At 62.7% G+C, this 18,535-nt stretch carries 18 protein-coding genes; 5 read left to right on the top strand and 13 right to left on the bottom strand.

Features of this window, described 5'->3' with window-relative positions:
* Nucleotides 1-27: 27 nt before the first annotated feature.
* The 3 genes from hisB to METAC_RS23190 form a co-directional block, all read right to left on the bottom strand.
* Nucleotides 28-615 (bottom strand): imidazoleglycerol-phosphate dehydratase HisB, encoded by a 588-nt coding sequence (hisB, locus tag METAC_RS0110350; protein ID WP_026606974.1) that lies wholly within the window; start codon nt 613-615, stop codon nt 28-30.
* Nucleotides 616-903: 288 nt separating this feature from the next.
* The gene (locus METAC_RS0110355; protein WP_026606975.1) at nt 904-1,905 is read right to left on the bottom strand and encodes a UDP-glucuronic acid decarboxylase family protein; all 1,002 of its coding nucleotides are present in this window, start codon (nt 1,903-1,905) and stop codon (nt 904-906) included.
* A 288-nt stretch (nt 1,906-2,193) separates the two neighbouring features.
* The gene (locus METAC_RS23190) at nt 2,194-2,676 is read right to left on the bottom strand and encodes a hypothetical protein (protein ID WP_051335512.1); all 483 of its coding nucleotides are present in this window, start codon (nt 2,674-2,676) and stop codon (nt 2,194-2,196) included.
* Between the two features lie 182 nt (nt 2,677-2,858).
* Between METAC_RS23190 and trmFO the strand changes: the two genes are divergently transcribed.
* The gene (gene trmFO, locus METAC_RS0110365) at nt 2,859-4,289 is read left to right on the top strand and encodes a methylenetetrahydrofolate--tRNA-(uracil(54)-C(5))-methyltransferase (FADH(2)-oxidizing) TrmFO (protein WP_026606976.1); all 1,431 of its coding nucleotides are present in this window, start codon (nt 2,859-2,861) and stop codon (nt 4,287-4,289) included.
* 17 nt (nt 4,290-4,306) lie between these two features.
* Here the strand turns inward: trmFO and METAC_RS0110370 are convergent, their stop codons facing one another.
* Nucleotides 4,307-4,624, bottom strand: a complete 318-nt coding sequence (locus METAC_RS0110370) for a hypothetical protein (RefSeq protein WP_026606977.1) — start codon at nt 4,622-4,624, stop codon at nt 4,307-4,309.
* A 142-nt stretch (nt 4,625-4,766) separates the two neighbouring features.
* Here METAC_RS0110370 and METAC_RS0110375 point away from each other — a divergent pair, with 142 nt between their 5' ends.
* From METAC_RS0110375 to METAC_RS0110390, 3 genes are all read left to right on the top strand, one after another.
* The gene (locus METAC_RS0110375; protein ID WP_026606978.1) at nt 4,767-4,967 is read left to right on the top strand and encodes a DUF2905 domain-containing protein; all 201 of its coding nucleotides are present in this window, start codon (nt 4,767-4,769) and stop codon (nt 4,965-4,967) included.
* Between the two features lie 88 nt (nt 4,968-5,055).
* Nucleotides 5,056-7,158, top strand: a complete 2,103-nt coding sequence (gene ligA / locus METAC_RS0110380; RefSeq protein WP_026606979.1) for an NAD-dependent DNA ligase LigA — start codon at nt 5,056-5,058, stop codon at nt 7,156-7,158.
* Between the two features lie 134 nt (nt 7,159-7,292).
* Nucleotides 7,293-7,574 carry a hypothetical protein gene (locus METAC_RS0110390; RefSeq protein ID WP_026606980.1) on the top strand — a complete coding sequence of 94 codons (282 nt, stop codon included), beginning with the start codon at nt 7,293-7,295 and terminating at the stop codon, nt 7,572-7,574.
* 39 nt (nt 7,575-7,613) lie between these two features.
* Here METAC_RS0110390 and METAC_RS0110395 read toward each other — a convergent pair whose 3' ends face one another.
* Nucleotides 7,614-7,940, bottom strand: a complete 327-nt coding sequence (locus METAC_RS0110395) for an HU family DNA-binding protein (RefSeq protein WP_026606981.1) — start codon at nt 7,938-7,940, stop codon at nt 7,614-7,616.
* Between the two features lie 676 nt (nt 7,941-8,616).
* Here METAC_RS0110395 and METAC_RS0110405 point away from each other — a divergent pair.
* Nucleotides 8,617-8,931, top strand: coding sequence for a hypothetical protein (locus METAC_RS0110405; RefSeq protein WP_156898173.1), 315 nt, complete (start codon nt 8,617-8,619; stop codon nt 8,929-8,931).
* A 97-nt stretch (nt 8,932-9,028) separates the two neighbouring features.
* Here the strand turns inward: METAC_RS0110405 and METAC_RS23195 are convergent, their stop codons facing one another.
* The 8 genes from METAC_RS23195 to METAC_RS0110445 all read right to left on the bottom strand — a co-directional run bounded on the left by METAC_RS23195 (nt 9,029) and on the right by METAC_RS0110445 (nt 18,055).
* Nucleotides 9,029-9,292 carry a hypothetical protein gene (locus tag METAC_RS23195; protein WP_156898174.1) on the bottom strand — a complete coding sequence of 88 codons (264 nt, stop codon included), beginning with the start codon at nt 9,290-9,292 and terminating at the stop codon, nt 9,029-9,031.
* 80 nt (nt 9,293-9,372) lie between these two features.
* A complete protein-coding gene (locus METAC_RS23200) occupies nt 9,373-9,672 on the bottom strand; it encodes a hypothetical protein (RefSeq protein WP_245257462.1) in 300 nt (99 codons plus the stop codon).
* 676 nt (nt 9,673-10,348) lie between these two features.
* Nucleotides 10,349-11,053 carry a hemerythrin domain-containing protein gene (locus tag METAC_RS23205; RefSeq protein WP_051335513.1) on the bottom strand — a complete coding sequence of 235 codons (705 nt, stop codon included), beginning with the start codon at nt 11,051-11,053 and terminating at the stop codon, nt 10,349-10,351.
* 32 nt (nt 11,054-11,085) lie between these two features.
* Complete coding sequence (locus METAC_RS23210) at nt 11,086-12,654, bottom strand: DUF1254 domain-containing protein (RefSeq protein WP_156898175.1); 1,569 nt, start codon at nt 12,652-12,654, stop codon at nt 11,086-11,088.
* 191 nt (nt 12,655-12,845) lie between these two features.
* Complete coding sequence (locus METAC_RS0110430) at nt 12,846-13,874, bottom strand: Ppx/GppA phosphatase family protein (protein ID WP_026606983.1); 1,029 nt, start codon at nt 13,872-13,874, stop codon at nt 12,846-12,848.
* A 296-nt stretch (nt 13,875-14,170) separates the two neighbouring features.
* Nucleotides 14,171-16,588 (bottom strand): caspase family protein, encoded by a 2,418-nt coding sequence (locus METAC_RS27305; protein WP_051335515.1) that lies wholly within the window; start codon nt 16,586-16,588, stop codon nt 14,171-14,173.
* 107 nt (nt 16,589-16,695) lie between these two features.
* Nucleotides 16,696-17,337, bottom strand: a complete 642-nt coding sequence (locus METAC_RS0110440) for a uracil-DNA glycosylase family protein (protein WP_026606984.1) — start codon at nt 17,335-17,337, stop codon at nt 16,696-16,698.
* Nucleotides 17,312-18,055, bottom strand: coding sequence for an MBL fold metallo-hydrolase (locus METAC_RS0110445; RefSeq protein ID WP_026606985.1), 744 nt, complete (start codon nt 18,053-18,055; stop codon nt 17,312-17,314). The genes METAC_RS0110440 and METAC_RS0110445 overlap by 26 nt, the downstream gene beginning before the upstream one ends.
* Nucleotides 18,056-18,535 lie beyond the last annotated feature (480 nt).

Here is an 18,535-nt window from a genome sequence, read left to right on the forward strand (position 1 = left end):
CCAAAGCCGGCCACGAAAGGTCTGGCCTCAGAGGGTTCCTTTCGTCGAAGGGATCGCACCCTTCAAGCGCGGGTCCAGCTGGATGGCGGCGCGGAGCGCGCGCGCAAGGCCCTTGAAGGACGATTCCGATATATGATGCGAATTCTCGCCATAGAGCGTCTCGACGTGGATGTTCATGCCGGCATGCATGGTGAAGGCCTGGAAAAACTCACGCACCAGTTCGGTGTCGAAATCGCCGATCTTGGCCTTTGCGAATTGGGTTCTGAAGATGAGAAAGGGGCGCCCGGATATATCGACAGCGACGCGCGTCAAGGTCTCATCCATCGGTAGAAGCACGTCGGCGAAGCGCGTGATCCCCGCCATATCGCCCAAAGCGCGCCGCACCGCCTGCCCGAGAGCGATTCCTGTATCCTCTACCGTATGATGTTGATCGATATGGAGATCGCCTTTCGCGCGAATTTCAATGTCGATCAGCGAATGTCGAGCGAGTTGCTCAAGCATGTGGTCGAAAAAGCCGACGCCAGTCGAAATCGCGGCCGCGCCGACTCCGTCGAGATCGACATTGACCTCGATTTGCGTTTCCTTGGTGTGCCTTGAAACGGCGCCTTTACGCATGTCAATTGGCTCGGGACTGGCTTGGCGCTCGCGCAAGCGCTCCTGCGGCCATCCGGGCTTGGACGGACCGCGGACCTGATTTAGCAAGCCTTCGGAATTTTGGCTACCAGCTTCGCCGCGCCTGGTCTCAGCCCAGCGCGCGCTGATCGGCATGGGCGTAGAGCGCGCGAAAGCCGCGGCGACCAAACTGACCTTGGATCAACCGCGGGTCTCGCCGCAATATTCGGATTTGCCGCCGCTTTCGCCACCCCGCTCTCAGGACCGGAGAAAGCGCGCTTTGGTCAGGCCTCAGACGAAAGCGTCGGCTCGAACACGCGTCTCACTCGTGATCTTTTTGCCATGCTCGCGGAGAAGCGCATCAAAATAGGCGATGGTGCGGACCAGTCCCTCGTCGAGCTTGATCGTGGGCCGCCAGCCAAGAAGCTTTTCGGCGACCTCGATGTTGGGCTGGCGCTGCTTCGGATCGTCCTCCGGCAAAGGCCGCTCGACAAGCTTGGACTGAGACCCAGTCAGTGCGATGACTTTCTCAGCGAGCTCGCGAATGGTGAATTCGCCCGGATTGCCTATATTGATCGGACCGGTGACCTCTTCGGGCGAGTTCATGAGTCGATCCAACCCATCGATCAGATCCGTCACATAGCAAAAGGATCGCGTTTGCTCGCCGCGGCCAAAGATCGTGATGTCCTCGCCAAGCAACGCCTGGCAGATGAAGTTTGACACCACGCGGCCGTCGTCCGGGCGCATGTTGGGTCCATAGGTATTGAAGATGCGCGCGACCTTTATGCTCATCTTGTGCTGACGATGATAATCGAAGAACAAGGTCTCCGCGCAGCGCTTGCCCTCGTCATAGCAAGACCGGCTGCCGATCGGGTTGACATTGCCCCAATAATCTTCGGTCTGCGGATGCACGATGGGATCGCCATAGACCTCGGAGGTCGAGGCCTGGAGGATGCGAACCTTCAAGCGCTTGGCGAGGCCCAGCATGTTGATCGCGCCGGAGACGCTCGTCTTTGTCGTCTGGACGGGATCGAACTGATAGTGAATCGGCGAGGCCGGACAAGCGAGGTTGTAGATTTCGTCGACCTCGACGAAGAGCGGAAAAGTCACATTGTGACGCAGCAGCTCAAAGCGGGGATCGGAGATCAGCTCCTCAATGTTGCGGCGAGTCCCGGTCGAGAAATTGTCGACGCAAAGCACCTCATGGCCTTGGTTTAATAGACGTCGGCACAGATGGCTTCCGAGGAATCCGGCTCCGCCGGTAACTAAAATTCGCTTTTGTCCTAACAGCACGTTTGGCTCCACTCGGACGAATGAATTAGCTTTTCTATTAAATATTAAATAATATATACTTCTAAGTATAAAGAAAATCTGACAAAACTCATGAACGCATCAGAGTTTTTCTTAACAAAGGCCAATCTAATATTTTGCAGCCGCCAAGTCTACTAAGACTTTAGTCTTAGGCGCTATCCATCTAAAGGATGAAGGTCATTTGCAGGGCGCGTCGCCAGGCGCCGCCGGAGGCCGCTCGCGGCGCCGCGCAATCTACGTCTTTAGGATGATGAGATGAGCGTCGACAGATCAGTTCTTCAGCGGCGAAAACGCTTGATCCGCGAACGGAGAGGAGGTTGGCGTCTGAATTGTAATAAACCCGATCTGAGCGGCCTTATGACAGGCGTTGCAAGCCACCGTCAGCTCAGTGAAGCCTCGCTCCGCCTTCGCGAAGTCTTTCGCCTTCGCCGCGGCCTGCAGAGTTATGAGCGGATTGGTGGCCGAAGCGATCAGCTCGACGGGAATATTGCGGTAGAGGATGACGGCGTTCTCGAAACTGTCCCGCATCTGCCCGAGCTCATAGTCCGTCAAATCCCAATTTCGCGACTTGATGGCGAACCAGAGCTTGATGTGCCGCAACTGCAGCTTTCCCATAATGTCGCCAAGCGTCGCGGACGGAGCGCTGGGCAAGCCCGGGCTCACGAGCGGCGGCGCGGCGAAGGGAACGTCATCGGCGAGGGTCGGCGAGGCCGCGGCAATCGCAAAAGCGAGGCAAAATTTCATGCGGTTCATATTCGCCCTTCCGATCCGTTGATGAGCCCGCGTCGTTTGGCTGCGAGTCCCGCAGCGGCGCGACGCCAAGAGAGCTGTCTCGACACATGCGGGACCTTAGCTGAATTTCAATTCATTTTGCAGCCGCCCTCGGAGGCCGCCTCCCGCATGCGCCGCCGTCAAAAATGCTTTAAGCTCGCGCCATGTTCGAAACTCGATTTTCCGCTCTCGCCCCGATCCATGTCATCGGCGGCGGTCTCGCCGGCAGCGAAGCCGCCTGGCAGATCGCGCGCCAGGGCCTTCCCGTCATCCTTCATGAAATGCGCCCCGACCGACAAACCCCGGCGCATCGCACGGCGGAGCTCGCCGAGCTCGTCTGCTCCAATTCTTTTCGAGCCGACGATCCGCAAACCAGCGCCATCGGCGTCCTGCATCGGGAGATGCGGCGGCTGGACTCTTTGATCATGGCCGCAGCCGAGGCCCATAAGCTTCCGGCCGGCGGCGCCTTGGCTGTGGATCGGGCCGGATTTTCCGAATTCGTCGGCGCCAAAATTGCCGCGCATCCTCTCATCGATGTGATCCGCGAGGAGATCGATCGCCTGCCCCCGCGCGAATGGGACAATGTCATCGTCGCGACCGGACCTTTGACCTCGCCGTCTCTCGCGGCTGCGATCGGCGCTTTGACCGGCGAGCGCGATCTTGCCTTTTACGACGCGATCGCCCCGGTGGTGCAGCGCGATTCAATCGACATGGGGAAGGCTTGGATGCAGTCGCGCTATGACAAAACCGGCCCTGCCGGCACCGGCGCCGACTACATCAATTGCCCACTCTCGAAAGACCAATATTACGCCTTCGTGGACGCGCTGCTCGCGGCCGAAAAAATCGAGTTCCGCGAGTTCGAGGACACGCCCTATTTCAACGGTTGCCTACCGATAGAGATCATGGCGGAACGCGGCCGCGAGACATTGCGGCACGGGCCAATGAAGCCGTTCGGGCTCACCGATCCGCATGCGCCGACCATCAAGCCTTATGCGGTCGTTCAATTGCGCCAGGATAATGCGCTGGGCACGCTCTATAATATGGTCGGGTTCCAGACCAAGCTGAAGCATCACGCCCAGGCCGAAGTTTTCCGCGCCATTCCGGGACTCGAAGGCGCGGTTTTCGTCCGCTTGGGCGGACTGCACCGGAACACGTTCCTGAACGCGCCGAAGCTGCTCGACGGCGAACTCCGGCTGAAGGCCGATCCTCGGTTGCGCTTCGCCGGCCAGATCACCGGTTGCGAGGGCTATGTGGAAAGCGCCGCGGTCGGTCTGTTCGCGGGCCGCGCGGCCGCCGCCGAACGCAAAGGGGAAGAGTTTCACCCGCTTCCCCCGACGACGGCGCTCGGCGCCCTGCTCAACCACATCACCGGCGGACATATTGAGGCGATCGACGCCGGGCCGCCATCCTTTCAGCCGATGAACGTCAATTTCGGCCTGTTTCCCCCGCTTTCGGGGGCCGTCAAGTCAGCAGAGGGCAAACGGTTGCGGGGCGGCGAAAAAGCGGCGGCCAAAAAGGCGGCGCTCAGCGCGCGCGCGGCAGAGGATCTCGACGTCTGGATGGCCACTGAAAGCAGCAGCCTTGCGCCGGCTTGAATCCAGATAAGGCGGCTCTAGTGGCGCGACGGGCGCATCCGTCCCGACAAGATCGTCCCTGCGACGATCAAGCCGAGCAAAGGCGCAAGAATTAAGAAAGCGCCCAGAAAGAATACAAGCAGACCGATGGAAATAAATCCGCCGAGCAGCGCGAAAGGGATCAAGCCGAGCGGCCCGATGCGGCCGACATAAACGCGCCCTGCGCCATTATGCTCGATGACGACGCGACTCCATCCGTCAGCCTTTCGCTTTCGGTAGTCGTGCCGATCGGGCGGAATGATCTCCGCTTCCGGAAAACGTCTTTCGTCGGAGGGGATTTGAGAGTGGATGATCATGGTCTTGAAATCACAGGTTGGTCGATTTCATTGAACATGTGGTGTCGAAAAGGCGCGCTCGCAAATTCGCCGAGCCGACCTTAACTATTTATTCATTATACACGATGCCCTCGCGAAAGTCCCCACGCGAATGGAATAAAAAATGTCGCGGACGCTCGTCATCATCGGTCTCGTCATCGTGGCGATCGGCCTATCCTGGCGGTGGCTCGGCTTTTTGAAGCTCGGACGTCTGCCGGGCGACATCGTCGTGCAAAATCAGAATTTCAGCTTCTATTTACCGATCACGACCAGCCTACTAGCGAGCGCGGTCCTGGCCTTGCTTGTCTGGCTCCTCAACCGATAGGCGCCATGTCGCGGCGAAGCCTCCGTCGACGTTTCCGTGAGATCTCCCGGAACTTCTCGCGCCTTTCGCCCCATGTTAAATTCCGCTCATGAAGAAGCAAGCGCCGACGACTCACCCCAGCGCGGCCCAAGCGCGCCGCGAGCATGAGCGTCTCGGCGCCGAAATCGCCGCCCATGACCAACGCTATTACGGCGAGGACGCGCCCTCCGTCTCGGACGCCGAATATGATTCCCTGCGGCGGCGCTACGAAGAGCTTGAAGCAGCCTTCCCGGAACTCGTCACTTCGGAATCCCTGACCAGGAAGGTCGGCGTCGCGCCTTCAGAAAAATTCGCCAAGGTTCGCCACAAGGCGCCGATGCTCTCGCTCGGCAATATTTTCAGCGACGACGAAGTCCTGGAATTCGTCGCTCGAGTGCGCCGATTCCTCGGCCTCGCGGAAGAGGCGCCGCTCGCCATTACGGCGGAGCCCAAGATCGACGGGCTCTCGTGCTCGCTGCGCTATGAAGGCGGCGCACTCGTCCAGGCGGCGACGCGGGGCGACGGATTCGAAGGCGAGGACGTGACCGCCAATGTGCGGACGATCGACGAAATTCCCCATGCCCTGCGGGACGATCCCCCTGAAATTTTCGAAGTGCGTGGGGAAGTCTATATGGCTCACGCCGATTTCGCCGCGCTGAACGCGCGCCAGGCGGCGGCGAGCAAACCGCTTTTCGCCAATCCACGCAATGCGGCCGCCGGATCGCTGCGTCAGCTCGACCCAGCGATCACGGCGCAGCGGCCCCTGCATTTCTTCGCCTATGCCTGGGGCGAGGCCAGCGCCCTGCCCGCCGACACGCAAATGGGCATGGTGAGCGCGTTCAAGCGCTTCGGCTTCCCGGTCAATCCTTTGACGATTCTTTGTCATTCGGCGGAGGACCTTCTTTCCCATTACCGGCGGATCGAGGCGCTGCGCGCCACGCTCGGCTATGACATTGACGGGGTTGTTTATAAGGTCGACAGCCTCGCGCTACAGCAACGGCTCGGTTTCGTCTCGCGCTCGCCGCGCTGGGCGACCGCGCATAAATTTCCCGCCGAAAAAGCGACGACCGTGCTGCGCGACATCGAGATCCAGGTCGGCCGGACAGGCGCGCTCACGCCGGTGGCGCGGCTCGATCCCGTCACGGTCGGCGGCGTGGTCGTCGCCAATGCGACGCTGCATAACGAGGACGAGATCGCCCGCAAGGACATCCGCATCGGCGACACGGTGACTGTCCAGCGCGCCGGCGACGTCATTCCGCAAATCCTCGGCCCAATCCTCGAAAAGCGGCCGAACGGCGCGCAGCCCTACGCCTTCCCTCAGACATGCCCGGTCTGCGGCTCGGCTGCGCTCCGCGAAATCGACGCCAAGACCGGAACCGCCGACGTGGTTCGCCGCTGCACCGGCCGACTCGTCTGTCCGGCCCAGGCGATCGAAGGCTTGAAGCATTTCGCCTCGCGCAACGCGCTCGACATCGAGGGGCTCGGCGACAAGCAGATCGAACTTTTTTTCCGCGAAGGCCTGATCCGTACGCCGGCTGATATTTTCACGCTGGAGGCGCGCGACCGGGCGAGCCTCAAAAAGCTGAAGGACCGCGAAGGCTATGGCGAGACCTCGGCGAGAAATCTCTTCTCGGCGATCGACGCGAGCCGCAAGCCGCCGCTCAATCGCTTCGTCTTCGCGCTCGGCATCCGGCATGTGGGCGAGACCAACGCCCGCCGCCTCGCCCGCCATTTCGGCTCTTTCGAAGCGCTCCGTGCGGTCGCCCGGGAGGCGTTGGAAGGTTCGGAGGCCCGCGCGGAAATCAATAATATCGAAGGGCTGGGCGAAGTCGTGGCGGAGGCCGTGGGGGATTTCTTCGCCGAGCCGCACAATGAGACGGTGCTCGACGCCTTGCTTGAGCATGTGACGCCACAACCGATGGAGGAAATCGCCTCCTCGAGCCCGGTCGCCGGCAAGACCGTCGTCTTCACCGGCTCGCTCGAACGCATGACACGCGACGAAGCCAAGGCGACGGCCGAGCGTCTCGGCGCGAAGGTCGCGGCCTCAGTCTCGAAAAAAACGGATTTGGTCATCGCCGGGCCAGGCGCAGGGTCCAAGCTCGCCAAGGCTGTCGAACTCGGCATTGAGACCATTAGCGAGGAGGATTGGCTGAAGCTGACGGGGCAAGCTTAGCGCGGCGGCCCCCTGGTAAACATCGATCGACCCGGCGCGTCGCCCGCGACATAAGCTCTGCGCCAAATCGCGCCGAGCCCCTTTGCGTCAAAGCCCTTGCCGACAGGCTCGCTCGGCATCATGTTGGGATCGCAATGACAGATTCTCACGAAAAACGATTGATCGAGGCCCTTCGCAAGGTCGATGCGCTCGGAGACGTCGCGCCCGCCCATGTTCAGGACCCGCTCACGATGGTGCTCCGCCAAAGGGCTATCCAGGCCGATTTGATGCGCTGGGACGATAGCCGCGGCCATTATGTGCTGACAGGCACGGGCCGCAGCCGAATCAACGCCCGCAGCCGCGCGCCCGGCGCGGTTCTACCCTTCAAGAAGCGCGATGACGGAGAGGTCGGCGCGCGGCGGCGAAAACCAGACTGACCCGTTTCGCCGGGGTCGGGGAGGCCCGACGGCGAGGCTTTAGAGGACGGCCTTGAGGTCGCGCGCGACGCGGAAGGCGACTTTTTTACTCGCCTTGATCTTGATCGCCTCGCCCGTCGCAGGATTGCGCCCGGTGCGCGCCGCCCGCTTCTTGACTTGAAGAATTCCGAGCCCGCTGAGCCGAACCTTTGAACCTTTCTTGATATGTTTCGTCACGGCGGCGATCATATCGTCGAGCAAGGCGTCCACCTGACGCTTCGGCAGCTCATGCGACTCAGCGAGTTGGACGCCGATCTGCTTGAGGGTGACCGTCGCTTGCGGAGCGGCGGCGCGCGGCGCCGGCGACTTAGCGGTTGCGGCCTTCACAGCCGTCTTAGCGACCGTGGCGCTTTCCGCCTTGACGGCCGCCTTGGCTGACTTGACGGCCTTGCCCGCCTTGGCGACGGCGGCGGTTTTTTTCACGACCATAGTTGAAGCTCCTTGAAGTCGCGCGCTCGCAAAAAGAGTCGAGGCGCGCGCGCCAATGAATGGTTGCGGCGTCCAATCGGTTTTTGATGATCCCGCAACTCTTCAGCATCGGTGCGTCCCTCGTCCCGTTGGAGCGCCCGATGCAAAAGCAGCCGCGGCTCATGGACTTAGGTGGTCGAAAAGCTGCGTGAGCTCCACGGGGATTTCATAGATCGGCGCTTGATGAGCCGCTTGCGCTGCGAGCGAATGGCTTGAAGCGGCTTGGCGGCGGAAATCAGCGCCGCTTATTTTTATCGTGCATAGGGTTAATGCCGAGTTACCGAGCCAAGCTGGACTCGTCTTGCGCCAGTTGGCGCAGCATCCACCGCGGCGCCGCGAAATGGAATGCACTGCGGGCGCGTGGTTGGGAGGCCGCGCCCGCAGGCATTCCCAAAAATTGATACGTGCTGAAGTGGGAACATGCTTACGCCGTGACGGGTTTCCCCGGCGTGCTTTCGGGCACATGGCGGAGCCTCCCTGCAATCCGATTGAACTCTTGGCGCGGCCGCCTAATTAAATGTGGACCGTTTTCGCCATGAGGACCGAAGCGATGCACACGCGCGTGGGAAATTGCTTCATCGAATATATCCGGCCGGCGCAGGGGACGCCCGAAGTGCTGCACAGATTCCCCTTCTGGTCAGGAGAGCCCAACGCCAATTATTTTCGGAGCCTGGCCGAGGCTGGGGTCAAAAGCTTTTATCGCGCCGCCCCGCCGAATGTCGGCGAGCTATGGCGGGAGAACTCCCGCAAAAAGATCTATCCGGAAGCCGTGAGGATCGTGAACGACGACGGCGTCGAGCTTTGCCGCTGGACCGCGGACGACGAGTTCGAATCGGTCCAACTGCACTAAAGAATGCGGAACGCCGCGAGACCGATCGCAGAGGTTCCGTGAGCGCATCTGGGGCCGGCCGCTCCGCTCCGCTCCGCTCCGCTCCGCTCCGGGCGCGCTATTCTTTTGACTCCAAACGGCGCGCGCGCCCAGGTTCAGTCGCCCTGAGCCAAGGAGTCCAAGCCTTCTCAAAGGCGCGCATCCACATGAAAAAGGGATTCGTAGCTTCGAGATAGCGGTAGAATACGTCGAACGACGGCGCCGCGCGCAAGGTGATCGACAAGAACTCCTCGTCGCCTCCCCAACTGCGGCGGCGTAGGATCTCAATGTCGAGGTTCGGCAAATGGGCCACGGCTTTTGTATCGTCGAATTCCGAGTTCATACGCTCAGCCCTCGTCTCGCTGTTTCGTCCTCTCGTCTGCATTCCCACGGCGGCGCGCGCATCGCCGTCCCTCGCGCGCCCTATTCGTCATTCTCCGCGTTCAAATCCTCAACCGCAATCGCCTCCGCCTGAGCGCCCTTGCCGTAAGCCTCGCCGAGACGCACGCCGGGCCGGCCATGGTTCAGAAATTCCACGCCGATTTTTTCCAAAGCGTTCTGCACGGCAAGCACATCGTCAGCCGAACCGGAAAGGCGGGCGGGCCCGCAGGCCTCCATGTCGCGAATTGTCATCTCCGAGACATTCGCCGCCTTGGCCAGCGTCGCGAGGCCGACGCCCGCCAGTGCGCGCGCCGCGGCCAATTGATTGCCTGTCACCAGCATTGCGCTTCCAAAACCATAACAGAGGAAAGCTAGCTTTATTTTGCGCGGCGGCAATGGCCACGCCAAGGAATATCCGAATCAACGCGGGCGCCCAACCGCCGCATCAGACGGATCGTCCATTGATCACATTTTAATGTAGTTTTAGCCGAGCGATAGCGCAACAAGCGCATTATTAAAATATGTTACCGCCGCTCGGCCGAATTATTCCCCTCATAACCTAATAAATGTCTCAAAGGCCGAGTATATATACGCCTGACCGCTAGCATGGATCATAAACTAATCGATTGATGTGGGAGGCCTAACGCCTTTGGTCGGCGATGATCCTTGGAAAATGAGGAGAGTCGACGATGGCTGATAGAAGCATGGCGCCGAGTCGGGCGCTGATAGCCTGTGTTTTCCTGTTCGCGATCGCAATTGCCTATGACTCCTGCTCGAAGTCCGGCACCAGGCGCGCAGAGGCCGCATGGCCGAATTCAGCCAGAGAGATCAAGGGCGACTGCCCTTTGACGCATCGAACGCTATTGGTCCAAATCTTTGGCGATGCGCTTTGCCCTGTTCCTTTCAGGAAACACGCCGCATAGGAGCAACAGCCCCTCCGATCGCCGCATCGCTCGGTTCGGCAATAGGCTGCGCGGGCCATCAGGCGGAGATGCATGACCGCGCGAGTCCACGCGCCTCACCGAGGCGGAGACGGCGCGGTGAATTGGGAAAGGTCGGCATAGCCAAGCGCTTGCTCGATTGCGGCGATCTTGCGCACCGCATCTTCAAATCCGTCCGCGCCGAATTGCTTATGCTCGATCTCCTCGAATTTCTCCCCCAATTCGTCGAGCTGGCTTTCGGACAGCGCGTTTTTCCAGGCTGGAAAAACCACTGTGTCCTCGCGCGCGGCATGGTTTTGATACATGAGCGCCTGAGCTTCGAGGGCGCGCGCCAAAGGCTCGGCGTCGGCAGCGGAGATGGAGGCCTTTCCCGTCACGCGCAGGACATATTCGGTGATCTCGCGGCCCCGATTGTGCTGCGCCGTCAAAATATCGGGAAGCGCCGCCGCCGCGCCGCCCGCCTTGCGCACCGCCGGGAAGACATAGGGCTCCTCTAGCTCCCTTTCGTGGTAATTCTCGCCAAAGGCCTGAAACAGAAGTGCTGTTTCATTCAGGAGTTTAGGGTCAATCGCGCCGGCCTCGGCGCGAAGCCGCGCAGCGGTTTCCGCATAGACCAGAAGCGCCCTGCGCAGGACGCCATGCTCGCGCATCATGTCTTCGACGGCGGAGACCTCCTTCTCGTCGTCAGGGCCTTTTGGCCCCGCGACTGCGCCCGCGGCGAACAGCAATCCTGTTGCGCCGCCAACGAGGAGCGCGCGACGGTCTCGACCGAAACTGGGCATTAAATTCTCCTAAAATCGTCGTGACCTACGCCCTATTCCACAACAGCGATCGGCGGCAGCGGGAAGGCCTCCTTGTCGGTCTGCGACTTGATCAGCGCCTCGCCCGGCGCATAGGCGCGCAGGATCAGATAATAATCTCCAGCGGGTGCGGGCAGCCAATTGGCCTCTTTCTCCGGTCCCGGGCTGTCCTTCTGCAGATAGAGGGTCACGGAGCCGTCGGACTCCTGCTTGAGCTTATCGTCGCTGCCGAGCGAATAGCGGTTGATCGGATTTGGAACCGTATAATTATTGGCGAGGTCATAGAGGGTCAAAGACCAGAAGCCCGGCGGAATGAAGGGCGGCGGTGATTTGAAGGTCACCGCATATTTCTTGGCGCCCGAAAGCCTGTGCTCGTCGGCGCCCGAGATCCCACCGATATAGATCGCCTCGCGCGGCGTGTTGGCGGTGAGTCCATTGCGCGCGATCACCGCCCGATTGTAGAAATCGGTTCCGAAATTGCCCGTGCTCGGCGGCGGCACGATCCAGCCATTGCGGAAGCTCCCACTGGGAAGCAAGGCAAAATCCGGCCCGATCCGCTTGGCGACCCGGCCCATCGCCTCCAAGATGGTCGGGGCGACCTTGGCGCGATCCCAAGGCTTGCCAGGGGCGAGGCCCAGCGGCCGGAACAAGGGTAGAAGCCCGCTCGCCTGATCGGCCGGCGGCGGGTTCTCAATTAGAGCCTCGGCGAGAATCTCCCAAAATTGCAACGGGTCCTTGAAGGCCAAGGCGCTGACCGGCAGCTTCGGGTCTGTAAATTCCGGCGCGGCGTATTGATAAGTCGAGGTCGCCGGCGGCTTTTTGCCTGTCGCCGCCGCAAGCCCTTGCACAGTGATGGCGTCGAGCACGGCCTTTGCCGCAGGCAGATCGTCATGATTTAGGACATGAACCCGCGGCTGAACCAGGACCCAGCGGGTCGGCGCGTCAATCCGCTTGACGCTGGGCGGCAGCTTGCCCTTCCAACCGGGGCCGACGATCGCGAACTTGCCGCCCTTGTAGCCTGTGGCGACGCCGCCAGCATAGGCGAAGGCGTTGGTCCAGAAATCCACGATCTCGACCATATAATATCGACCGTGGGAATCGGGGACGGTCAGAATGATCGGCTCCGCTGCAAGATCGAGAAAGCCGAACCCATAAAGCGTGTTGACATTCGGCGTGACATAGCCCGCCTCCTGCGACAGTTCCGGGGTTGAGATGTCCTCCATCCGCCAGATCGCGTTGACGGCCGCTTTGGGATGCGGTCCAAGCGCGTCATTGAAGCGCAAGGCGTACATTGTGACGAGCGGCGAGCCCCAAGAAGCGGCGGTCAGCGCCAGGGCCTCGCCGTAGGCGCCGAGCGCCTTGGCCCGCTCGGCGGCGGCTGTCTGGACTGCGGTCGGCTTCGCCGCCGGAGGCGCGGCCGCGGGCGATGCCGCCGAATGGGCCGCCGCGGAGGGCGATGCGTCAGGCTTGTGGCTCGCCGTTTGGGCGAAGGCGCCGCCCGCCGCGATCAATCCGACGGCGAGGGCCGCATGGCTCAGTCGGCCCCCGAAATATATGGCGCGGTCGGATTTTCTTGCCGTCATGAACATCGCTCCCCAAATCGACGCGGCGCTTGATTGGTAAGAAGACGTCTCAGCGTCTGAAATTCCGCCGAGCCCATCGATCGCGCCAGACGCGACCGCCGCGAGCATAAAAGCGGCTGCGACGATTCCACAACTGCCGAAAGTCAATTCACGGCGTTTTTACAGCGGCATTGTTTAGCCACGAGGCCGGCTCACATTCCGTCTGCGCTCATAAGTTGGAGCAGAATGCCCTCGCGCAGCCCGCGATCGGCGATGCGCACGCGATCGGCCGGAAAGGCGCGGCGGATCGCCTCGAGAATGGCGCAGCCCGCGAGAACGAGATCAGCTCGGCCGAGGCCGATGCAGCCGTTGGCGGCGCGCTCGCCATAAGTCATGCGCCGCAGGCAATCAACCGCTCGGGTCACGTCCGCGCTCGACATCCATAGCCCGTCGACGCGCCGCCGATCGTAGCGCCCGAGGCCGAGAAAAACGCCGGCGATCGTTGTCACGGTGCCGGACGTGCCGAGCAAATGGAAATGCTCGCATCTGCGCTGCGGGCTGACCATCAAGACGAAGGCCTGCAACTCGCGCGCGACATGTTCGATCATCGCCTCGAAAACGGCGTCGGAGACCTCATGGCCGCCGAATTTTTCCGCCAGGGTCACCACTCCGAGCTTCAGCGAGACCCAGCATCTGATCCGCTCACGAATGGCGAGGTCGATCGATCGGTCAACGGCCGCGTTCGTCGCGGCGCGGCCGAGCCAGACAATTTCCGAAGAGCCTCCGCCAATGTCGAAGAGAAGCACGCCTTCGGCCGCAGCATCCGCGAGCGAGGCGGAACCGGCGGCGGCGAGGCGCGCCTCGGTTTCACGGTCGACGATCTCGAGCTCGAGGCCGACCTCTTCGCGCACCCTGGCGAGAAAGGCCGCGCCGTTTTGCGCCGAACGGCAGGCCTCGGTGGCGATCAGACGCGCCCGCGTGACACCGCGCATCCGCATCTTGTCGCGACAGACTTCGAGCGCTTCAAGGGTGCGCTCGATCGCCGCCGCGCTCAGTTCGCCGCTTTGCGAGAGGCCCTCGCCGAGCCGCACGATGCGAGAAAAGGAATCGACGACGCGGAAATCGGGGCGCCCTGACCGCTCGGGTCCCGGCTTGGCGATCAGAAGCCGGCAATTATTCGTGCCGAGATCAAGCGCGGCGTAGACATGGTCTGGCCCAGGCCGGTGCGGCGCGCGATCAATCGTCCTCGCGGCGGCCCCATCAGCGTTCGCCGCCGCCGCCCGACGCCGAGCGGCGCCCTCGGCAATTTCAGCGTCGCTCGCAAGGCGCCCAGACGGAGTCGGAAGCGCGGCGGCTTCAACGCTGATGCTCTCGCTTGGTCCCACTTGAGCCGCTCCCGAAGCCTTGGGCGGGCGTCACTCCGCCGCAGCTTCGGGAAGCATATCAATGGCCGCACTAAACGCCAAGCTCCGCGGCGGCCCGGCAAGGCAAGGCCGAAACGGTCCGCCCCTGCCCTTTCGCTTTTGCTCGAACGCGGTCACTGCTCCGGGTGAGGCGGCTTCTCGCCAGGCTTCTGCGCGGCTCCCGGATGCTGTTGCTGCTGCTGAGAAGCCGGATGAGGCTGCTGCGGCGCCGCCCGAGGCTCCTGTTGATGCGGTTGACCTGGAGCCGCCTTCATCTCCGGAGCCGGCGTCGGCGCAGGGTGTGGCTGCTGCGGCGCGGCCCTCATCTCCGGAGACTGCGTTGGCGCGGGATGAGGCTGCTGCGGCGCTGACCGAAGCTCCGAAGCCGGCGTTGGCGCGGGACGAGGCTGCTGCGGCGCTGACCGAAGCTCCGGAGCCGGCGTCGGCGCGGGGTGCGGCTGCTGCGGTGCTGACCGAAGCTCCGGAGCCGGCGTTGGCGCAGGATGAGGCTGCTGCGGCGCTGACCGAATCTCCGGCTGCGTCGACTCAGAGGCGGGCGCATGACCCTGCGGCAAGGCGTGGCCAGGCTGTGCGGCGCCGCCGGGAACGGCTCCTCGCGCGCCTGGAGCCGTAGGTGAAGTGGGCTTAATGACGGACCCCGGAGACACGCTTGGCGCAGTTCCCGGCTTCGTTCCCTGAGGCGGGGCGCCCGACGCCGGAGCGCCGGCAGGCGGCAGCTCATGACCCTGCGGCAGGGCATGGCCGGGTTGCGCTGCGCCGGGGACGGTTCCCGACGCGCCAGGGATCGTAGGAGAAGCCGGCTTGACGACGGATCCTGCGGCCGGCGGCTGAGCCGGCGCGCCAGGCTTGCCAGTTTGAGGCGCTCCTCCCGGCGCCGGCGCTCCGACGGGCGGCAACTCATGGCCTTGCGGCAAGGCGTGGCCCGGCGGCTGCGCCGCGCCGGGCGCGAGGGCTGGAGCGCCTGGGATTGGCGGCGTCAAAGGCTTATTGCCTCCAGGCGCAGGCGAGGCGCCGGGCGGGAGAGCGCCCGGCGGCTGCGCCGTCGGCGGCAAATGCGGTTGGCCGGGCAAAGGCCCCCGGCCGGGCGCGCCCTGCGGACCCGGTCCTTGACCGCTTGGAGGAGCGCCGCCGACTGGTCCCTGCTGACCGAAATTCTGCTGAATGACGACGCCCTGTGGCGCGTTCGGTCGAGCATAAGGGAGGGGAATCGGCGTCGGAATCGGCAGGAAGCCGGGACCCGGCGGCGGTGGCGGAGGCGCGAGCTCGATGAACGCCACCGGAGGCGGCGGCAGGAAATAGACAGGAGGCGGCGGAGGCGGCGGATAATCACCCGGGTCGAACATGATCACGGGACGATCGACGATTTCATATTCAACCGGCGGCGGCGGCGGCAGCCCGCCGAAATCATAAACCTCGAAACGTGGCGGCGGCTCCAGCGGCGCCGACAGAATAGCAAGCCTGCGGCGCGCATCCCAAACATGCGGACCGCGCGGATAACGATGAATATAGGTCCAATAGGCGTCGGGCGCGTTCGCCTCGAGGGCGCGCCGCCAGGTCAAGGCTTCGCGCCGCGCAGCGAGCAAAGTCCGCATCCTGCGCGTAAGCGGGCTGTCCGGATAGGCGACGATAAAATCCTGATAGCCGGCGATTGTGTCGCGCTCGATCGCGGCGGCATAGGCCTCCTCGACCGGGAACTCGCGGATCGGCCTTGCCTGCAAGACGGCGTAGCTTTGCGCCGCTACGGGCGGCGGCGCCTTGGGGTCGGGGGGAAGCAGGACGACCGGCGGGGCGATTTTGGAGGCGTCCCAAGGCAGGAATGCGCCGCGCGTCGCCTGATCGACCCGGAGGCGCACGCGGGCGAAGGCCTCGTCGATAGGGAGTCCGCCGCTCCGCAACATCTCAGCCAGGGCGGAGGCGTATGCGCCATAGGGGCCGGCTTCGTCCGGTGCGATCGTGCCCGGCGCGGCGTTGAAGGCGTAAAGCGATCCGGGCTCGGCGTCGACGAGCGCCAAGCCGCCGGCCAGCGGCCGCCCATTCTGAGCGAAGGCGTTCGCCCGCGCGGCGTCGAGCACGACGATCCTCGCGCGCAGCGGCAAAGACGCCAGCGCGCGGGTGAAGTCTGAGATGCGCAGCGCTTCGAGCGGAACGTCCGAGTCCCGCGCGATAACCGCCTCGATGGGGGCGAAATAATTCTCGCCCTCATATTGCAGGCCTCGGCCAGACAGATAAACGAAGGCGATGGCGTCAGGCCCGGCCTGCGCCGCCTTGGCGAGGAAATCGCGAAAGGCGCGGCGCAGCGAGTCCTGATCGAGATTGGCCGCACCCATCACTTCGAAGCCTTCCGCGCGCAAGGTTTCGGCCACGAGGCCGGCGTCATTGGCGGCGGTGGGCAGAGCGCCCGAGCGATAATCGGCGTTGCCGATCACTAGAGCGAGCCTAGGTTGGACCTCCTGAGCTCGAAGCGCGCTCGAAAGGGACAAAAGAAGCGCCAGGCCGGCGATCGCGAGGCGGTCGATCAGAAGTCTGTTCATGTTGACCCTTTGGCGCGAAGACGCAATTTGAGCAGGCGGTTAAAAGGAGCCTTTGTGGCTGAACATTGACTGAACGATCCGGCTTCCCGATCGGCGGCTTCCGCGCATCAGCCGATCGCGCGCGCCACCTCGGCCCGAACCAGGGGAAGAATCTCGGCCTCGAACCAGGGGTTCCGCTTGATCCAGCCCGCATTACGCCAGGATGGATGCGGCAGAGCGATGATCCGTGGCCCCGCGCCCCGGAAATCTGGAGCTCGCCGGACGATCTCATCGAGACGCAGGCCTTTCGGCTGCGGCCGCCCAAGCCGCTCGAAATGATAGGCCTGCGCATAGCGACCTATGGCGAGCACGCATTCAAGACGCGGCAAGAGCTGGAATAACGCATCGTGCCACGCCTCCCGGCACTCGGGGCGCGGCGGCAAATCTCCCTTGTTCGCATCATGGCCCGGAAAGCAAAATCCCATCGGGATGATTGCAATCTTGGCCTCATCGTAGAACGTCTCGCGCGAAACGCCCATCCATTGCCGGAGGCGATCGCCCGATGCGTCATTGAAGGACAGGCCGGTCGCATGAACGCGCACGCCGGGCGCCTGGCTCGCGACGAGCAAGCGCGCGGTCGCGGAGGCGCGCAGGACCGGGCGCGGCTCATGCGGCAGCGTCGCCTTGCGCGGCGCCTCGACGCAGATGCGGCAAGCCCGGATCCGCGCAGTCAAAGCGGCGAGCTCAGAGGTCGAAAGAGAGTCCGTCATGGGCGATCGTCAGGCCAGCTTCCTCCATCTCGACGCGACAAGCCATCGCCGATGCGCTGAGATGTGTGGCGACAATGCGTTTTGGCGAGAACCTCGAGAGATTGGACTTCAGAGTCGGCCAATCCATGTGATTCGGCACTGGAGTCGCGCCGGAATAGCACTCGACCATGAAAAGATCCGCCATGGCGGAAAGATCGAGCAAGGCGTCGGTCCAGGCCGTGTCCCCGGAATAGGCGAAGATTTTCTCGCCATCGTCGAGGCGCACGCCCGTCGAAAGGCCGCCGGACTTATGGACGACCTCGAAAGTCTCGAGCGTCGATCCACCGAGCTTCACCTTTCTGCGGGCAGGAATTTCCTCCACGCGCCAAGGAAATCCCCATCTTAAATGCCTTTCATCCGGAAAAGACGATTGCAAAGCGCTGTCGAGTCTTTGCCCCAAGCCTGGGGGACCGATCAGCAATAAAGGCTTGGTCCTGCGCTCGACGAACTGACAGTCGAGCAGCAGAAACGGCAATCCACCGAAATGGTCGCCATGCAGATGCGAGATCACGACCGCGTCGACATCGTCGAAACGGAAGCCGAGCCTTTTCCAGGAGCTGATCGAGCTCGCGCCAAAATCGACGATCGTGCTCGATCCTTTCGAATCGACGCGAAAGCAAGTGTGCGCCAAGCCGCCAGTCCCAAAAGCATCGCCGCAGCCGACAATCGTTATTTTCATAAAACGCCTACACTACCCGAGGCCCACGTGGCCAAATATTTAAATAGCAGGGAGATTTTTCTCAATAGAATCATTCCAATACACGCGCCAAAACCGCCGCCTCCTAAGCCTTCCAATGGATCCTCATTGGTTCCTTCGCCCGCTCGCAGGCCGCCCTGAACGAAGGCCCGGCCGCTGCAACCCATTCCGGACATCAAATAGAGCTCCGCAATTTTTCGTTGCGTGTGAGATCGCACATTCGACCACGCGCCTGGCTTCTCCGAGGCGCGCGCTAGGGCTTTCCGCCCCGCGACGCGGCGATTCCGCAATTCGCGCCCCAAACTGTTCCAAATCGCGACATTCTTGCTCCCCGCAACCGGGCGAGGGAGGTCGAAGCGCGCGCCGCCAGTCTCGCGCCGGCTTCGGATGCGATCGACTTTTACCGACGCCATCAGGTCGCCATTAATCTTTTTCCCGCAGCGTCGGCCGGACCCTATCTCA

The sequence above is a fragment of the Methylocapsa acidiphila B2 genome (assembly GCF_000427445.1).
GTDB lineage: Bacteria > Pseudomonadota > Alphaproteobacteria > Rhizobiales > Beijerinckiaceae > Methylocapsa > Methylocapsa acidiphila.

Coding starts and splice junctions, on each gene's coding strand:
- hisB (WP_026606974.1), bottom strand. CDS start 615: ATGCGTAAAGGCGCCGTTTCAAGGCACACCAAGGAAACGCAAATCGAG.
- METAC_RS23190 (WP_051335512.1), bottom strand. CDS start 2,676: ATGAACCGCATGAAATTTTGCCTCGCTTTTGCGATTGCCGCGGCCTCG.
- trmFO (WP_026606976.1), top strand. CDS start 2,859: ATGTTCGAAACTCGATTTTCCGCTCTCGCCCCGATCCATGTCATCGGC.
- METAC_RS0110370 (WP_026606977.1), bottom strand. CDS start 4,624: ATGATCATCCACTCTCAAATCCCCTCCGACGAAAGACGTTTTCCGGAA.
- METAC_RS0110375 (WP_026606978.1), top strand. CDS start 4,767: ATGTCGCGGACGCTCGTCATCATCGGTCTCGTCATCGTGGCGATCGGC.
- ligA (WP_026606979.1), top strand. CDS start 5,056: ATGAAGAAGCAAGCGCCGACGACTCACCCCAGCGCGGCCCAAGCGCGC.
- METAC_RS0110390 (WP_026606980.1), top strand. CDS start 7,293: ATGACAGATTCTCACGAAAAACGATTGATCGAGGCCCTTCGCAAGGTC.
- METAC_RS0110405 (WP_156898173.1), top strand. CDS start 8,617: ATGAGGACCGAAGCGATGCACACGCGCGTGGGAAATTGCTTCATCGAA.
- METAC_RS23195 (WP_156898174.1), bottom strand. CDS start 9,292: ATGAACTCGGAATTCGACGATACAAAAGCCGTGGCCCATTTGCCGAAC.
- METAC_RS23200 (WP_245257462.1), bottom strand. CDS start 9,672: ATGCTGGTGACAGGCAATCAATTGGCCGCGGCGCGCGCACTGGCGGGC.
- METAC_RS23205 (WP_051335513.1), bottom strand. CDS start 11,053: ATGCCCAGTTTCGGTCGAGACCGTCGCGCGCTCCTCGTTGGCGGCGCA.
- METAC_RS23210 (WP_156898175.1), bottom strand. CDS start 12,654: ATGACGGCAAGAAAATCCGACCGCGCCATATATTTCGGGGGCCGACTG.
- METAC_RS27305 (WP_051335515.1), bottom strand. CDS start 16,588: ATGAACAGACTTCTGATCGACCGCCTCGCGATCGCCGGCCTGGCGCTT.
- METAC_RS0110440 (WP_026606984.1), bottom strand. CDS start 17,337: ATGACGGACTCTCTTTCGACCTCTGAGCTCGCCGCTTTGACTGCGCGG.
- METAC_RS0110445 (WP_026606985.1), bottom strand. CDS start 18,055: ATGAAAATAACGATTGTCGGCTGCGGCGATGCTTTTGGGACTGGCGGC.